The following is a 14,994-nucleotide window of genomic DNA, read 5'->3' on the forward strand; positions in this document are numbered from 1 at the left end:
CTTTGGTCAGAAGCAAAGTTTCCCGGAGGCGATGCTGCGCATCTGTCCGGGCTACCGGATTTCAGACGGTGGTGAACTTGTAGCCCGGTCAGCGAAGCGCCTCCGGGCAAGTTCATCAACGGAGGAGTGGATAAAATAGCGGCAGATATCCACGATATCTACCAAACCGCATGAAACTGCAGCCCCGGTCAGCATCCGCGCCCGGGGCTTTTTTACTTCTCACCCGCCAGCTTGCGCTGGTTTTTCGCCCGCAGATGCTTTGCCCGGCTCTCCAGAATCAGGTAGCCGATGGTCGCCAGCAGCAGCGGCAGGAAGTAGTACAGCGCGCGATAGGCGAGCAGGGCGGCGATGATCGCGCCGCGCGAAATATCTTCGCCGGAAAGCATGGCGATAAACACCGCCTCAAGCACGCCAATCCCTGCCGGAATATGCACGATAACTCCCGCAATGCTGCTGACCAGCAGCACGCCGAGCACGAGGAAATAGTCCACCTGTGGCCCCAGCAGTAGCCAGATAATCGCCCCCATCGCCATCCAGTTCAGGCTGGAAACCGCCATCTGCAATATCGCGAAGCGCCAGGAGGGCAGAACCAGTCGCTGGCCTTTTATCGTCAGATGGCGCTTTTTAGCAAAGGCGCAGGCCCATAAATAGAACGCGGAAATCAGCAGCAAAATGACGCCGAGAATTTGCAGCGACGACTGACTGATATACCAGCGCTCGGGCACCTTCACCATGCCGGAGCTAAAAATGATGCCGCCGAGCAGAATATAGCCCAGCCAGTTGGTGGTAATGCTCAGCGAAAAAATTCGGGTAATGGTTGCGCCGCTCAGGCCGAGGCGCGAGTAGAGCCGATAGCGCATACCAATCCCACCCACCCAGGTGCTGAGCGTCAGGTTAAAGGCATAGCAAATAAACGACACCAGCATCACCTGGCGTTTAGCCAGCTTGTGGCCACAGTAGGCGCGTCCCAGCAGGTCGTAGCAGCCATAGATCAGGTAGCTGGCGATAACCAGGCCTATGGCGCTGAGCAGCGCCGTACGGTTGTAATCACGAATCACTTTCCACACTTCCTGCCAGTCGATTTTCTGTGCGTAAACGACCAGCAGCACAACGACGGCGATAAAAAAGAGCACCGTCAGGATTTTTTTCGCCATCCGCCAGCGAGGGTGAGATTTCGCCATCAGGATTTGACCTCCTGGTTTTCCGGGTCCACGCGATCCTGGGTTTCAATTTCTGGCTGAACCGGAGGCTGAACGCGCGACAGCAGGGGCGTATGGGCCGGAAGCCATCCGACCCACGCGGGGAAGTGGCGCAGGAAGTGGAACGCCAGCACGCTAATCCCGAGCCGCCACCAGGTTCGTTTCGACAAAATGCGCTTATCCACTTCGCGGCAGTCGTTGGCGATTAAGCCATTGAGATTATCGCGCAACGTCTGGTTGAATTCGCGGTCGTGGATCACCAGGTTGGCTTCCAGATTGAGTGACAGGCTGAGCGGGTCGAGGTTGCTGGAGCCGACGGTGGCCCAGTGGTCGTCCGCCAGCGCCACTTTGCCGTGCAGCGGACGGCGGCGATATTCAAAAATCTGCACGCCGCCTTTGACCAGGTAGTGGTACAGCAGTCGTGCGCCGAATTTAACAATCGGGATATCCGGTTCGCCCTGGACAATAAGCTTGACGCGTACGCCGCGGCGGGCAGCGTTGCGCATCGCATGCAGCAGCCGATAGCCAGGGAAAAAGTAGGCGTTGGCGATAATCACTTCCCGGCGGGCGGTGGTCAGCATTTTCAGATAGTGGCGTTCGATATCATCGCGATGATCCTGATTATCCCGCCAGATAAACAGCGCCTGAGCCTCGCCGGGATTGCGGTTGACTTCGGGCTTATGCCGACGGCGGCGCCACCAGCGGCGGGTGGCTTCGCTGGTGGGCAGGTTTTCCAGTTCAAACTGCAGAATGTCGAGCACCACCGGCCCTTCAACCTGCACGGCGTAGTCCTGTTTGGCCTCGGGACCGTAATCGGTCATATGCTCGGCGGAGTAGTTAATGCCGCCGACAAAGGCGGTAACGTCGTCGATCACCACGATTTTACGATGCATGCGGCGGAATAAATTGGTGCGCATGCCGAGCAGCCGCGGGCGCGGATCGTAGTAGCGAAAAATCACCCCGGCCGACGTCAGTTCGCCCACAAAGCTTTCGCTCAAATCCGGAGAGCCGTAACCGTCCAGTAGGACTTCTACGCGCACGCCGCGCTGGGCCGCTTTGAGCAACACGGCATGCAGCTGCTTGCCGACGTCATCCTCGAACCAGATAAAGGATTCCAGAATCACCCGCTGCTGCGCGCGATCAATAGCGGCAAATAATGCCGGATAATAGTTATCGCCATTTTCTAATAGCCGAATGCGGTTTCCTTCCTGCCAGCTGCATTTCACAGATGTATCTCCACGCTAAGCGGTGCATGATCGGACAAATGACGCCACTGTTTTAACGCCAGCGCTTTTGGCTGGCTGGCATGGGCGTTTTTTACGTATATGCGGTCGAGGCGCAGCAGAGGGAAGCTGACCGGGAAAGTTCGCGCCGGGCGCCCTCTGGCGCGGGTAAAAATCTCCTCCAGCCCGGCCTGGGCTTTAAGCTGGCGGTTAGCCTGCTGCTGCCAGTCGTTAAAATCACCGGCCACTACCACCGGCTCGCCCGCGGGCAAACCGTTTACCCAGTCCGCCAGCATCGTCAGCTGGGCCTGGCGCTGATGAGAACGCAGACCCAGATGCGCGCAGATCACATGGATAGCGATCCCGCTTTCGGGCGGGACGATGCGGCAATAGAGCAGGCCGCGCTTTTCGCTGTTGCCGACCGAAACATCCAGATTTTGATAATGTTCTATAGGAAAGCGAGAAAGTACCGCGTTGCCGTGATGCCCTTCCGGATAAACCGCATTGCGACCGTAGGCGTAATCGCTCCACATGGTATCGGCAAGAAATTCATAGTGGGTCGTATCCGGCCAGTTTTCGATATGCAGCGGATGAATTTCATGCGCACCCATCACCTCCTGCAGGCAAACAATGTCGGCGCTGACGCTACGCACCGCTTCGCGCAGCTCGGGTAAAATAAAGCGGCGATTGAAGGCAGTGAACCCTTTATGAGTGTTAATTGTCAGCACGTTTAGCGAAAATCGCGGCATTTGGTTGTCCTTATTTCTCTGGGCAATGTCACTTTCCTGTAGGAAATAGTGTAGTAGAGGTCACAAAAAGATGCGGTGATACGGAATTTTCCGTAAAGTGCGGTACTCTGAGTAGCAGAGAAAAATCCTTCAGGAGAGAAGCCATGAAGTGGCAACAACGTGTACGCGTCGCAACGGGTCTTAGTTGCTGGCAGATTATGTTGCATCTACTGGTCGTGGCAGTACTGGTGATGGGTTGGATGAGCGGCGCGCTGGTGCGCGTCGGATTAGGTTTGTGCGTGCTGTACGGCGTCACGTTACTGTCGATGCTGTTCTTGCAGCGTCACCACGATGAGCGCTGGCGCGACGTCGGTGATTTCCTTGAGGAGCTCACCACCACCTGGTACTTCGGCGCGGCGGTAATCGTGCTGTGGCTGCTGTCGCGCGTGCTGCACAACAACCTGCTGTTAGCCCTCGCCGGGCTGGCCATACTGGCAGGTCCGGCGGTGGTTTCACTGCTGGCGAAAGATAAAAAACTACGCGATCTTTCTTCGGAACATCGCATACGCCGCTGAGCCGGTGGTGGCCGCTATGACCAGTAGCGGCCACAAACTTCCCCACACAATTTCCAGACTCGCATCCTTCAGATAGATCTGCTTGGTGATATCGGTAAAGTGACGTATCGGGTTTATCCACGTCAAATCCTGCAGCCATTGCGGCATATTCTCCACCGGGGAAACGTAGCCCGAGAGCAGAATTGCCGGCATCATAAAGACGAACACGCCGATAAACGCCTGCTGCTGCGTGGAGCACAGTGACGAAATCAGCAGGCCGAATCCTACCAGCGACAGGCCGTAGACAATCATCGTAAAGTAAAACAGCAGCAGCGAGCCGGCAAAGGGGATTTGATAGGCCCAGATACCAATTCCCAGCACGATGGTGGCCTGCAGGGTCGCGACGATTAGCGCCGGCACCGCTTTACCGATAAAGATCTGCCAGGTTGCCAGCGGCGAGACCAGCAGCTGATCGAGCGTACCCTGTTCGCGCTCGCGGGCAACGGAGAGCGAGGTGACTATCATCACGCCGATGGTGGTGATCATGGCGATTAGCGACGGCACGACGAACCATTTGTAATCGAGATTCGGGTTATACCAGTTGCGTACCACCAGCTCGCTGTTGTTTGGTTTGGCTTTGTCTTCCATTAACGCCTGCTGATAGTTTTTGACGATCTGCTGGAGATAGTTCGCGGCGATCTGCGCGCTGTTGGAGTTGCGCCCATCAAGCAACAGCTGGAGAGGGGCGGTCTGCCAGATATCGAGGTTGCGCGAAAAATCTGCCGGGAATCGCACGACCAGCAGCGCCTTTTGTTCGTCAATGGTCGGTCTTATCTCCTGAGGGCTTTTCAGCAGCAGGACGTGGGTGAAGGCTTTAGCGCGGGCAAAGCGCTGGGTCAGCTCCACGGCGTGCTTGCCGTTGTCTTCGTTATAGATGGCGATGGTGGCGTTAGTCACCTCCAGCGTGGCGGCAAAGGGGAACAGCAGCACCTGAATGAGTACTGGCATAATTAAAATCGCCCGCGTCTGCGGTTCACGCAGCAGCGACTGTAGCTCTTTGCGGATTAACGTCCATAAGCGATGAAACATCTCATATTCTCTCTTTGTGATCCCCGGATTGCGCTGCGCTTATCCGGGCTACCCGTTTGCCAGCCCTTGTACCGGGGGGCGCGCAGGCAAATTAATCCAGACGTCGTTTGGTTTTCAGCCACGTCAGGCCGATAAACATCACCGCCGAGGCGATCAGGAACAGCACGTTCACCAACAGCACCACCGGGATATTGCCCGCCAGAAACAGGCTTTGCAGAGTGCTGACAAAATAGCGCGCCGGGATCACGTAGGTCACGGCGCGAATTATCGCCGGCATGCTGTCTATCTGAAAAATAAATCCGGAGAGCATGATTGACGGCAGGAACGCGGCATTCAGCGCGACCTGCGCGGCGTTAAACTGGTTACGGGTGATGGTGGAAATCAGCAGCCCCATGCCCAGGGTACTCAGCAAAAACAGGCTGGTAATAAAAAACAGAATCACCAGCGAACCGCGGAACGGCACGCCGAGAATAAACACCGCCACCAGCATACACAGCAGCATCGCCAGCATGCCGAGGAAATAGTAGGGGATCAGCTTGCACAGCAGCAGCTCGGCGCGGGTAATCTCGGTCGACAGCAGCGCTTCCATCGTGCCGCGTTCCCACTCGCGGGCCACCACCAGCGACGTCAGGATCGCGCCGACCACCGTCATAATGATGGTAATCGCGCCGGGGATAATAAAATGCTGGCTGATGGCGGCCGGGTTAAACCAGTAGCGCATCTGCACGTCGATCAGCGGCTCGAAGGTTTCACCGCGATCTTCCGCCCGCTGCTGTTGCCAGATTTGCCAGATGCCTTCGACGTAGCCCTGGGCGAAGTTAGCGGTATTGGGTTCGCTGCCGTCGGTGATGAGCTGGATCGGCGCGTCGTCGCCGGGACGGGCCATCTTCTGGTCGAAGTCCACCGGTAGGGTGACCAGGGCGCGAATGCGTCCCGCCTGCATCATCTGCACCAGTTCCTGGCGGTTATCGCTGATGGTGGCGTCAATATAGGGGGAGCCGGTCATGGTATGGACAAAATCCAGCGCCTCTTCGCTCTGCTGCTCCAGCAGCACGCCCACCCGCAGCTTGCTGGAGTCGAGGTTAATCCCGTAGCCAAAAATGAACAGCAGCAGCAGGGGGATCACCACCGCAATCAGCCAGCTGCTGGGGTCGCGGACGATCTGCCGCGTCTCTTTCACGCACAGGGCGCGTACGCGCCGCCACGATAGCAGTTTAGCGCTCACCGGCGTTCTCCTTATCCCAGTCATGGATGAGGGTGATAAATGCCTGCTCCATCGTCGGGTCTGGCTGTTTTTCATCCGCCGCCAGCGCCTTCAGATCGTCCGGCGTGCCGCTGGCGATCAATTTGCCGTGATAGACCAGACCGATACGATCGCAATACTCCGCCTCATCCATAAAGTGGGTGGTCACCATCACCGTGACGCCTTTATCGACCATGCTGTTGATATGGAGCCAGAACTCGCGGCGGGTGAGGGGATCGACGCCGGAAGTGGGTTCGTCAAGAAACAGGATATCCGGCTCATGCATCAGCGAGCAGGCCAGCGCCAGGCGTTGTTTATAGCCAAGCGGCAGATCGTCGGCGGCCTGCCGGGCGATGCTTTTCAGGCCGAACGCCTCGCTCATGCTGGCGATTTTGTCGTTCTGCGCCCGTCCGCGCAGGCCGTATACGCCGGAGAAGAAGCGCAGGTTCTGCTCAACGGAAAGGTTACCGTACAGCGAGAACTTCTGCGCCATATAGCCCAGATGCTGACGCGCTTTGCCGGAGCTGACCTTCAGGTCCATCCCCAGAACCAGCGCTTTACCGGAGGTGGGGACCAGCAGGCCGCACATCATCTTAAAAGTGGTAGACTTACCCGCGCCGTTAGGCCCGAGAAGGCCGAAAATCTCCCCACGTTTAACCTGAAAATCGACGTGATCGGTAGCGGCGAAATCGCCGAATTTCTTGGTCAGGGTCTGCGCTTCAATCACCGTGTCCTCATGGGAGCCTTCCACGGTATGGATAATTTTGCCCAGCGGCGATTCGGCGGTACCGGCACCGCCGAGCAGGTCGATAAAGGCGTCTTCAAAACGCGGCGCGGTTTCAGCGACCTCCAGCGGCGGCATATCGGCAGCGTTCTGTACTTCGCTGATGCTGGCCTCTTTTTTAATGATCAGGCGTACCGATTTACCCTGAATGACGCCATCGCTGACCTGCGGCAGCTTCAGGGTGCGCTGGAGCAGGCGGCGGTTATTCTCCCGGGAACTGGAAATCAAAAAACTGCGTCCCGCCATGGTTTGCGTCAGCTCTTTTGGCGCCCCCTGGTAAAGCAGCTGGCCCTCGTTCATCAACAGAACGTCCCGGCACTGCTCGGCCTCGTCGAGGTAGGAGGTGCTCCAGAGGATCAGCATCCCGTCGCCCGCCAGCTCGTGTACCATCTGCCACAGCTCGCGGCGTGAGATGGGGTCGACGCCGACGCCGGGCTCATCCAGCAGCAGCACCTTCGGCTCGCCGACGAGGGTACAGGCCAGGCCGAGTTTCTGCTTCATGCCGCCGGAAAGCTTACCCGCCAGCCGGCCGGTAAAGGGGCCGAGAGAGGTAAACTCCAGCAGCCGGGCGAAGGTTTTCTCCCGCGCCTCGCCGGTCACGCTGCGCAGGTCGGCGTAGAGCGTGAGATTTTCCATCACCGTCAGATCTTCATACAGACCGAATTTTTGCGGCATATAGCCGAGCACCGCGTGCAGGGCGCTATCGTCAGCAATCGGGTCGAAGCCGATCACCTTTGCGCTGCCTGCGTCGGGCTTCAGCAGCCCGGCGAGCATGCGCATCAGGGTGGTTTTTCCGGCGCCATCCGGGCCAACCAGACCGGTCACATAGCCGGAGTGAATGGTACAGTCCAGCGGCGCGACGGCCGGGCGGTCCATCCCGGCAAAGCTCCGGGTCAGGCCGCTCAGCGTAATCACGTCTTCGCTCATTGGCCGTTTCCATGACTGAAAGCGACGGTGACCGGCATCCCCTGACGCAGCGCGTCGTCGGCATCGGTGACCACAATTCGCAGGCGATAAACCAGATCGGTGCGCAGGTCCGGGGTTTCCACGGTTTTCGGCGTGAATTCAGCGGTAGGGGAGACGAAGCCGATTTTGCCGCGATAGGGTTTATCCGGGCGACTATCGGTGTAAAGCAGCACTTCGCGCCCCGGCTGGGCCTGGCCCAGGTTGGTTTCATCGATGTAGGCGCGTACCCATACCGGATGGGTTAACGACAGCGTCATTACGGTACCGCCCGCGCTAAGCATGCTGCCCGGCTCGACGGCGCGGGTCATCAGCGTTCCGTCGGACGGCGAGGTCAACGTGGTATCGTGCAGGTCCAGCTTCGCCTGCGCCAGCGCGGCCTGCGCCTGTTCGAGGCTGGCTCTGGCCTGGGCGATTTCCTGCGGACGGTTCCCCGCGCGATACTGGCGCAGCTTATCCTGCGCGGATTTCAGCGTCGCCTGGGCCTGATCGCGAGAGGAGCGGGCGTTTTCCAGATCGTTCGCGGAGATGGCGCTGCTTTTGCGTAGCCCCAGCTGGCGCTGATAGAAGTTCTGCGCATAGTCGTAAGCCGCCTGCGCCTGGTTGACCGCGGCGGCGGCCTGGGCAATCTCCTCCGAGCGATATCCCGCCATCATCAGGTCGTACTGCGCCTGGGCGGTGGAAACGTTGGCTTGCGCCTGCTGCAGGGCGTTTTCGTAGGGCGCGCGATCAAGCTCGCCCAGCGTCTGCCCGGCTTTTATCGCATCGCCCTCGTCGACGCTGAGCGACGCCAGCCGTCCGCCCACGCGAAAGCTCAGGTTAACGGTGCGAATATCCACGTTGCCATAAAGCGTGAGCTCTTTTTGCTGGCTGCTCTGGTACCACCACCAGCCTCCGCCAATGACAGCGGCCAGCAGGAGAAGCAGCACAACGACGATGAGCGGTTTTTTCATGACTCCAGACCCCTTTGCGATAATCCTTCCAGAACGAAATCTATATGGCAGGTAATAACTTCAAAAATTTGCTCGGTTTTTTGCCGATCGAATTCAGCCCAGCCCGCGCGGCGCAGCACCGTTTCCCGACCAAGACGAAAGGCGAGCACTTCGCCAAGTAGCGCGTGCGTGTGCAGCACCATCTGCGTGCTGTCAGCGTTAAGGCCGGTATAAGCGGCGATTAAACGGGTCAGGTAGCAGTGTAGCGGAGCAATGACCTGATCGTGGATAAGCCGGTAGGCCGCAGTCGGCGATAGCTGTTCGCGGGAGATAAATTTGCTCAAGTTAACCGTATCATCCTGGGTCAGTAGCAAAATCATATTCTGACAGGCGCGCAGAATCAGAGTGCGCATGGCGGCTTTGTCCGGAACAGGCTGAGCGAATAGCGCTTCCGCCGCCTGCGCGTGGGGACGGAAATTGTGCTCGATAAAATCGGCGATCCACTGGGCGCAGGCGAGATAGAGATCGTCCTTAGAACCAAAATAGTAGGCGATCGCAGCGATATTCTGCCCGGCCTGGGCGGCAATATCGCGGGTCGTGGCGTGCAGGCCGTATTCGCCGAACTGGGCGATAGCGGCGGCGATGAGCTGGCTTTTCGCCTGCTCTCCCTTGCTGGTAGTCGGTGTGGTGGTCATCACGCTGAAAGAATTAATCAATCGATTGATTAACTCTAGGCGCAGGTTGCCGCTTTGTCCAGCATCGACGATTAGATATGAAATCCCTCATGACTGAGCTCTTCGGCAACCCAGTTAAAAAAGATCTTCACTTTCTCTTTTTGCTCGTTAGGGTGCGGCAAAACGAAGTGATGGGCGTTAACCGGCATACTCGCGTCGCTGGAAAAAACCGGCTCGAGGTGCCGTTGCCGAACGCTCTGACCGGCCAGCAAATTACTCTCAAGAATAATGCCCATACCCATGCGCGCGGCCTCAATGCTCATATAGGAACGGTCAAAATTAAAAATAAAGCTTTTATTCCAGCCGCGAACCTTGTGCCAGGATAACCAGTTGCTCCAGCCGATCAGCGTGCTGTCGGAGTGGATAAGATCGCAGGTCAGTAAGTCTTCAATGGTCTGAACTTCGCGGCTGGCTAAATAAGTTGATGAGCTATAGGGGAGCATGCGTTCATTTTTTATGGTTTTGACCACCAGAGTCGGCCATTGTGAGAGCCCATGGCGAATATCGATATCAATATTATCGCGGGAGAACTGGATACTTTCATAAGAGCAGGTCAGGCTAATTTTAAGCTCGGGCCAGGCCTGGCGAAATTTGTTCAGGCGGGGCATCAGCCACAGGAGCCCAAAGCTGGGCGCGGAGTGAATGCGTAAATAATCCTGATGGATATCGTTAATCACCTGATTGGTGGCCTGGCCAATAATATTTAACGCTCCGGAAACCTCTTTAAGATATTTTTCACCAATTGCGGTTAACACCATGCCTTTACTGCTGCGGGAAAATATTTTCTTTCCGAGATACTGTTCCAGGCTGGCTATCTGATGGCTGACCGCTGAGGCCGTAATATTGAGATGCTCTGCGGCCAGATTGAGACTGCCGGTATCCGCTACTTCAATAAATGCCTGAATATTGCGTAAGGAGGGCATCGGTAAACTTTTATTTTGCAGCGGCTGATTCATCATTTCTCCAGCAAATAGAAAATGTCTGGTGCTATTATTTTTACTTCGCAAGAAGCTACGCTCGTCCTTATCTCCACAATGGCACATCAGCATAACATAGAGACAAAATAAGTAATGGCGTAATTCGTGATGAAGTTAACAGTTTTAGGGCGAGGGATGCCAGGCAACATAATTCGCAGGAATTTGCGTGCAGTCACGAAGCAAATTTTTCTCACTCATAATTGAGGTTTTTTGAATACCCTTTCTTTTTTGGGTTGTTATATTGCAACCACAGGCCTGATACCAAGGCGCGATGCGGTAAGGTTCGCGACAAAAACATAAAACAATAATGAGGATACCCTATGTCACGTATAGAGACTGTTGTCTGTACTGACGCCAGGAAAACAAAATATCGTTTCGTGGTTTTGACGATGATTTTTCTGGTGTATGCCATAAATTACGCTGACAGAACGAATATCGGCGCGGTGCTGCCGTTTATCATTGATGAGTTTCATATCAATAACTTTGAAGCCGGGGCCATCGCCAGCATGTTTTTTTTGGGCTATGCGGTAAGCCAGATCCCGGCAGGATTCTTTATTGCCAAACGCGGTACCCGGGGGTTGGTTTCGCTATCCATTTTCGGCTTTTCCGCTTTTACCTGGCTGATGGGCACCGTGAGCTCCGTTTTTGGTCTGAAAATGGTGCGTCTGGGACTGGGTCTTAGCGAAGGGCCGTGCCCGGTAGGACTGGCTTCAACCATTAACAATTGGTTCCCGCCGAAAGAGAAAGCCACGGCGACGGGCGTTTACATTGCAGCTACCATGTTTGCGCCGATCATCGTTCCGCCGCTGGCGGTGTGGATTGCGGTAACCTGGGGGTGGCGGTGGGTCTTTTTCTCCTTTGCGATACCGGGGATTGTGGCGGCGATAGCGTGGTACCTGTTGGTTAAGTCAAAACCCTCGGAGAGCGGATTTGTTTCACCAGCCGAACTGGAAGAGATCAATGCCGGGCGTGAAACCGATGATAACCTTGTGCGCGAAAATATCTTAATTGCCAATCGTTTTACCTGGCTGGATAAAATTATTCGAGTGAAGAAAATGGCGCCTATCGATACGGCGAAAGGATTATTTACCTCAAAAAATATTCTCGGTGACTGTCTGGCCTATTTTATGATGGTTAGCGTACTGTACGGATTATTAACCTGGATCCCGCTGTATTTAGTCAAAGAGCGCGGTTTTGATGTGATGAGCATGGGCTTTGTGGCAAGTATGCCGTGCATCGGCGGTTTTATTGGCGCGATCGCCGGAGGGTGGATTTCAGATAAAGTATTAGGCCGTCGGCGTAAACCCACCATGATGTTTACCGCTATTTCAACGGTGGTCATGATGTTAATCATGCTGAATATTCCAGCGAGTACCCTGGCGGTCTGTATTGGTTTGTTCTTCGTCGGCTTTTGTTTAAATATCGGCTGGCCGGCTTTTACCGCTTACGGTATGGCCGTTTCGGACAGTAAAACCTATCCGATCGCCTCTTCTATTATTAATAGCGGTGGCAACCTTGGCGGATTTGTTGCCCCGATGGCTGCGGGATTTTTACTGGACCAGACCGGCAGCTTTAATTCTGTATTTACTTATTTTGGTATCTGCGCAGCAATTGGTTTGCTGGTTATTCTCTTTCTCGATGAGCCACAATAACGGAAATATATCCTGTTAATTAATATGACGTAATGTCATGGAGTAAAAATATGTTATTAAAAGATAAAGTCGCCATTATTACTGGCGCGGCCTCCGCACGCGGTTTGGGTTTTGCTACCGCGAAGTTATTTGCCGAAAACGGCGCTAAAGTGGTCATTATCGACCTCAATGGCGAAGCCAGCAAAGCCGCGGCGACGGCATTAGGCGAAGGCCATCTCGGGCTGGCGGCAAACGTCGCCGATGAAGTTCAGGTTCAGGCGGCAATGGAACAGATTCTGGCGAAATATGGTCGGGTAGACGTGCTGGTGAATAACGCCGGTATCACCCAGCCGCTGAAGCTGATGGACATTAAACGTGCCAACTATGACGCGGTATTGGATGTCAGCCTGCGCGGTACGCTGCTGATGTCGCAGGCGGTTATCCCGGCGATGCGGGCGCAAAAATCGGGCAGCATTGTCTGTATCTCGTCGGTTTCCGCCCAGCGCGGCGGCGGTATCTTCGGCGGCCCGCACTACAGTGCGGCAAAGGCCGGAGTGCTTGGCCTGGCGCGAGCGATGGCCCGCGAGCTGGGTCCGGACAACGTCCGCGTCAACTGCATTACCCCGGGGCTGATCCAGACCGATATCACCGCCGGTAAGCTGACCGACGAAATGACGGCCAACATCCTCGCCGGAATCCCGATGAACCGCCTCGGCGATGCGGTTGACATCGCGCGCGCCGCGCTATTCCTCGGCAGCGATCTCTCTTCCTACTCTACCGGTATCACTCTTGACGTAAACGGCGGCATGTTAATCCACTAAGCGAGGCAAGCAGATGAAGATCACCGAAGCACAAAAAGTCGCCGCGGCGGCGTGGCGGATTCGCCGCTATGCCCTGCGCATGGGGGAGGTTCAGGGTCAGGGCTATATCGGCCAGGCATTAGGCTATGCGGATGTGCTGGCCACCGCGTTCAGCCACGCGATGACCTACCGTCCACAAGAGCCGCAGTGGGAAGGTCGCGACCGCTTCCTGCTCTCTCACGGCCATTACGCCATCGCCTACTATGCGGCGCTGCTGGAGGCGGGAATTATCCCGGAAGAGGAGCTGGAAACCTACGGTTCTGACGACAGCCGCCTGCCGATGTCGGGAATGGCGACCTACACCCCGGGGATGGAGATGTCCGGCGGCTCGCTGGGGCAGGGGCTCTCTATTGCCGTCGGGATGGCGCTGGGGCTGCGGCAAAAAGGGAGCGCATCCTGGGTCTACAACTCCATGTCGGATGGGGAGCTGGATGAAGGTTCCACCTGGGAAGCGGCGATGTCGGCGGCGCATTACGGCCTGACGAACCTGATCAACATCGTTGACGTGAATAAACAGCAGGCGGACGGCGATTCGCGCAAAATTCTCGGCTTTGAGCCGCTGCATGAAAAATGGGCCGCCTTCGGCTGGTACGTGCAGCGCGTCGACGGTAACGATCTGGCGGCGGTGATGGCCGCCTTTGATAACGCGAAAAATCATGCGGGCAACCAGCCGCGGGTCATCTTATGCGACACGTTGATGGGTAAAGGGGTCCCGTTCCTCGAAACCCGGGATAAAAACCATTTTATTCGCGTCGATGCCGATGAGTGGCAAAAAGCGATTGCGGTGCTGGACGCCAACAAACCGGAAGGAGTGCTGTAATGAGCCAGAGTAAACCACGTTTAAAAACGTCCGCGATGATCGCTTCTATTGCTGACGAAGGTCAGGCGACGATTCCGGCACCGTTTGGCGTTGCGCTCTCGAAGCTGGCGGCGCAGCGACCAGAAATCGTTGGTATGACCGCGGACCTGTCAAAGTACACCGATCTGCACATTTTCGCGCAGGCTTTCCCGGATCGCTTTTTCCAGATGGGAATGGCGGAACAGCTGCTGATGGGGGCGGCGGGAGGAATGGCGAAAGAGGGATTCATTCCCTTCGCCACCACCTATGCCGCTTTTGCTACCCGCCGCGCCTATGATTTTATTCATCAGGTCATTGCCGAGGAGCATCTCAACGTGAAGATCTGCGCGGCGCTCCCGGGCCTGACCACCGGCTACGGGCCGAGCCATCAGGCAACGGAAGATCTGGCGATTATGCGCGGCATTCCCGGCATGGTCATCGTCGACCCATGCGATGCGCTGGAGATAGAGCAGGCGGTACCGGCGATTGCCGACCATAACGGTCCGGTATATATGCGCCTGCTGCGCGGTAAGGTGCCGCTGGTGCTGAATAAGTACGACTATCAGTTTGAGCTGGGCAAGGCGAAGCTGCTTGAAGATGGCAACGATGTGCTGATTATCTCTTCCGGGCTGATGACCATGCGCGCCCTCGAGGCGGTCGAAAAGCTGCGGGCCGATAATATCAGCGCAGCCGTACTGCACGTGCCAACGATCAAACCGCTTGATGAAGAAACGATCATTGCACAGGCCTCGAAGCCCGGTCGCCTGGTGGTTACTGCCGAGAACCATACTTCGGTTGGCGGACTGGGGGAGGCGGTTGCCGCGTTGCTGATGCGCAAAGGCGTGCGCTGCGAGCTGGATACCGTTGGCTTGCCTGACGAATTCCTGCTGGCCGGCGCGCTGCCGACTCTGCACGATCGCTACGGCATTTCCACCGCGAGGATGGTCGAAAAAATTAAGTATCGCCTGCGTTAATTGCTTTCGCCGCCGCGTCCTGCGGCGGCGCTTCTCTGCTTTTGTTCGCGGTTTCCCTGTCGAGGCATTAAACGTGCTATTTCGGGGACGCCTGGCGCGAAGCGCCATCGCCGCTTCTCATCGACAGAACGGGGAGCTGTCGTTTGTGAGACAGAGGATTCTTTTCGGCAGATTTTATGCGGTTCGTCACAAAATCTGCTAGACTGCGCAACTTCATGGCATTGTGGTTTTTGCCATCTCTTTCGCAATAATCTCCCTGAAAACT

The 14,994-nt window shown here is 56.3% G+C and carries 14 protein-coding genes; 5 read left to right on the forward strand and 9 right to left on the reverse strand.

Features of this window, described 5'->3' with window-relative positions:
- Window positions 1–212: 212 nt before the first annotated feature.
- Genes ABLV75_RS25725 through ABLV75_RS25735 form a run of 3 tightly spaced genes read right to left on the reverse strand, consistent with a single transcriptional unit; the run spans window position 213 to window position 3,171 of the window.
- A complete protein-coding gene (locus ABLV75_RS25725; RefSeq protein ID WP_004100453.1) occupies window positions 213–1,181 on the reverse strand; it encodes a lysylphosphatidylglycerol synthase domain-containing protein in 969 nt (322 codons plus the stop codon).
- The gene (gene clsB, locus ABLV75_RS25730) at window positions 1,181–2,425 is read right to left on the reverse strand and encodes a cardiolipin synthase ClsB (protein ID WP_004100455.1); all 1,245 of its coding nucleotides are present in this window, start codon (window positions 2,423–2,425) and stop codon (window positions 1,181–1,183) included. The genes ABLV75_RS25725 and clsB overlap by 1 nt, the downstream gene beginning before the upstream one ends.
- Window positions 2,422–3,171 (reverse strand): endonuclease/exonuclease/phosphatase family protein, encoded by a 750-nt coding sequence (locus ABLV75_RS25735; RefSeq protein ID WP_004100457.1) that lies wholly within the window; start codon window positions 3,169–3,171, stop codon window positions 2,422–2,424. Before ABLV75_RS25735 ends, clsB begins: the two co-directional genes overlap by 4 nt.
- Window positions 3,172–3,314: 143 nt before the next feature.
- Here ABLV75_RS25735 and ABLV75_RS25740 point away from each other — a divergent pair, with 143 nt between their 5' ends.
- Window positions 3,315–3,725, forward strand: a complete 411-nt coding sequence (locus tag ABLV75_RS25740; RefSeq protein WP_004100459.1) for a YbhQ family protein — start codon at window positions 3,315–3,317, stop codon at window positions 3,723–3,725.
- Here ABLV75_RS25740 and ABLV75_RS25745 read toward each other — a convergent pair.
- The 6 genes from ABLV75_RS25745 to ABLV75_RS25770 form a co-directional block, all read right to left on the reverse strand.
- Window positions 3,687–4,793, reverse strand: coding sequence for an ABC transporter permease (locus tag ABLV75_RS25745; RefSeq protein WP_004100461.1), 1,107 nt, complete (start codon window positions 4,791–4,793; stop codon window positions 3,687–3,689). The two genes, ABLV75_RS25740 and ABLV75_RS25745, sit on opposite strands and share 39 nt — an antisense overlap.
- Before the next feature lie 91 nt (window positions 4,794–4,884).
- The gene (locus ABLV75_RS25750) at window positions 4,885–6,018 is read right to left on the reverse strand and encodes an ABC transporter permease (protein ID WP_004100462.1); all 1,134 of its coding nucleotides are present in this window, start codon (window positions 6,016–6,018) and stop codon (window positions 4,885–4,887) included.
- Window positions 6,008–7,747 (reverse strand): ATP-binding cassette domain-containing protein, encoded by a 1,740-nt coding sequence (locus tag ABLV75_RS25755; RefSeq protein ID WP_004100464.1) that lies wholly within the window; start codon window positions 7,745–7,747, stop codon window positions 6,008–6,010. Before ABLV75_RS25755 ends, ABLV75_RS25750 begins: the two co-directional genes overlap by 11 nt.
- A complete protein-coding gene (hlyD, locus tag ABLV75_RS25760; protein WP_004100466.1) occupies window positions 7,744–8,736 on the reverse strand; it encodes a secretion protein HlyD in 993 nt (330 codons plus the stop codon). The genes ABLV75_RS25755 and hlyD overlap by 4 nt, the downstream gene beginning before the upstream one ends.
- Window positions 8,733–9,410 (reverse strand): transcriptional regulator CecR, encoded by a 678-nt coding sequence (cecR, locus tag ABLV75_RS25765; protein WP_004100467.1) that lies wholly within the window; start codon window positions 9,408–9,410, stop codon window positions 8,733–8,735. Before cecR ends, hlyD begins: the two co-directional genes overlap by 4 nt.
- A gap of 71 nt (window positions 9,411–9,481) precedes the next feature.
- The gene (locus tag ABLV75_RS25770; protein WP_004100468.1) at window positions 9,482–10,405 is read right to left on the reverse strand and encodes a LysR substrate-binding domain-containing protein; all 924 of its coding nucleotides are present in this window, start codon (window positions 10,403–10,405) and stop codon (window positions 9,482–9,484) included.
- A 341-nt stretch (window positions 10,406–10,746) separates the two neighbouring features.
- Between ABLV75_RS25770 and ABLV75_RS25775 the strand changes: the two genes are divergently transcribed.
- The 4 genes from ABLV75_RS25775 to ABLV75_RS25790 are packed head-to-tail and all read left to right on the forward strand — an operon-like array spanning window position 10,747 to window position 14,729.
- Window positions 10,747–12,078 (forward strand): MFS transporter, encoded by a 1,332-nt coding sequence (locus ABLV75_RS25775; RefSeq protein WP_004100469.1) that lies wholly within the window; start codon window positions 10,747–10,749, stop codon window positions 12,076–12,078.
- Window positions 12,079–12,128: 50 nt separating this feature from the next.
- On the forward strand, window positions 12,129–12,878 hold the full coding sequence (locus ABLV75_RS25780) for a glucose 1-dehydrogenase (RefSeq protein WP_004100470.1): 750 nt from the start codon (window positions 12,129–12,131) through the stop codon (window positions 12,876–12,878).
- Between the two features lie 13 nt (window positions 12,879–12,891).
- The gene (locus ABLV75_RS25785; RefSeq protein ID WP_004100471.1) at window positions 12,892–13,737 is read left to right on the forward strand and encodes a transketolase; all 846 of its coding nucleotides are present in this window, start codon (window positions 12,892–12,894) and stop codon (window positions 13,735–13,737) included.
- Window positions 13,737–14,729, forward strand: coding sequence for a transketolase family protein (locus tag ABLV75_RS25790; protein WP_004100473.1), 993 nt, complete (start codon window positions 13,737–13,739; stop codon window positions 14,727–14,729). Before ABLV75_RS25785 ends, ABLV75_RS25790 begins: the two co-directional genes overlap by 1 nt.
- The last annotated feature ends 265 nt before the right edge of the window (window positions 14,730–14,994 follow it).

Source organism: Klebsiella sp. CN_Kp066 (genome assembly GCF_040065135.1).
Classification (GTDB): Bacteria; Pseudomonadota; Gammaproteobacteria; order Enterobacterales; family Enterobacteriaceae; genus Klebsiella; species Klebsiella oxytoca.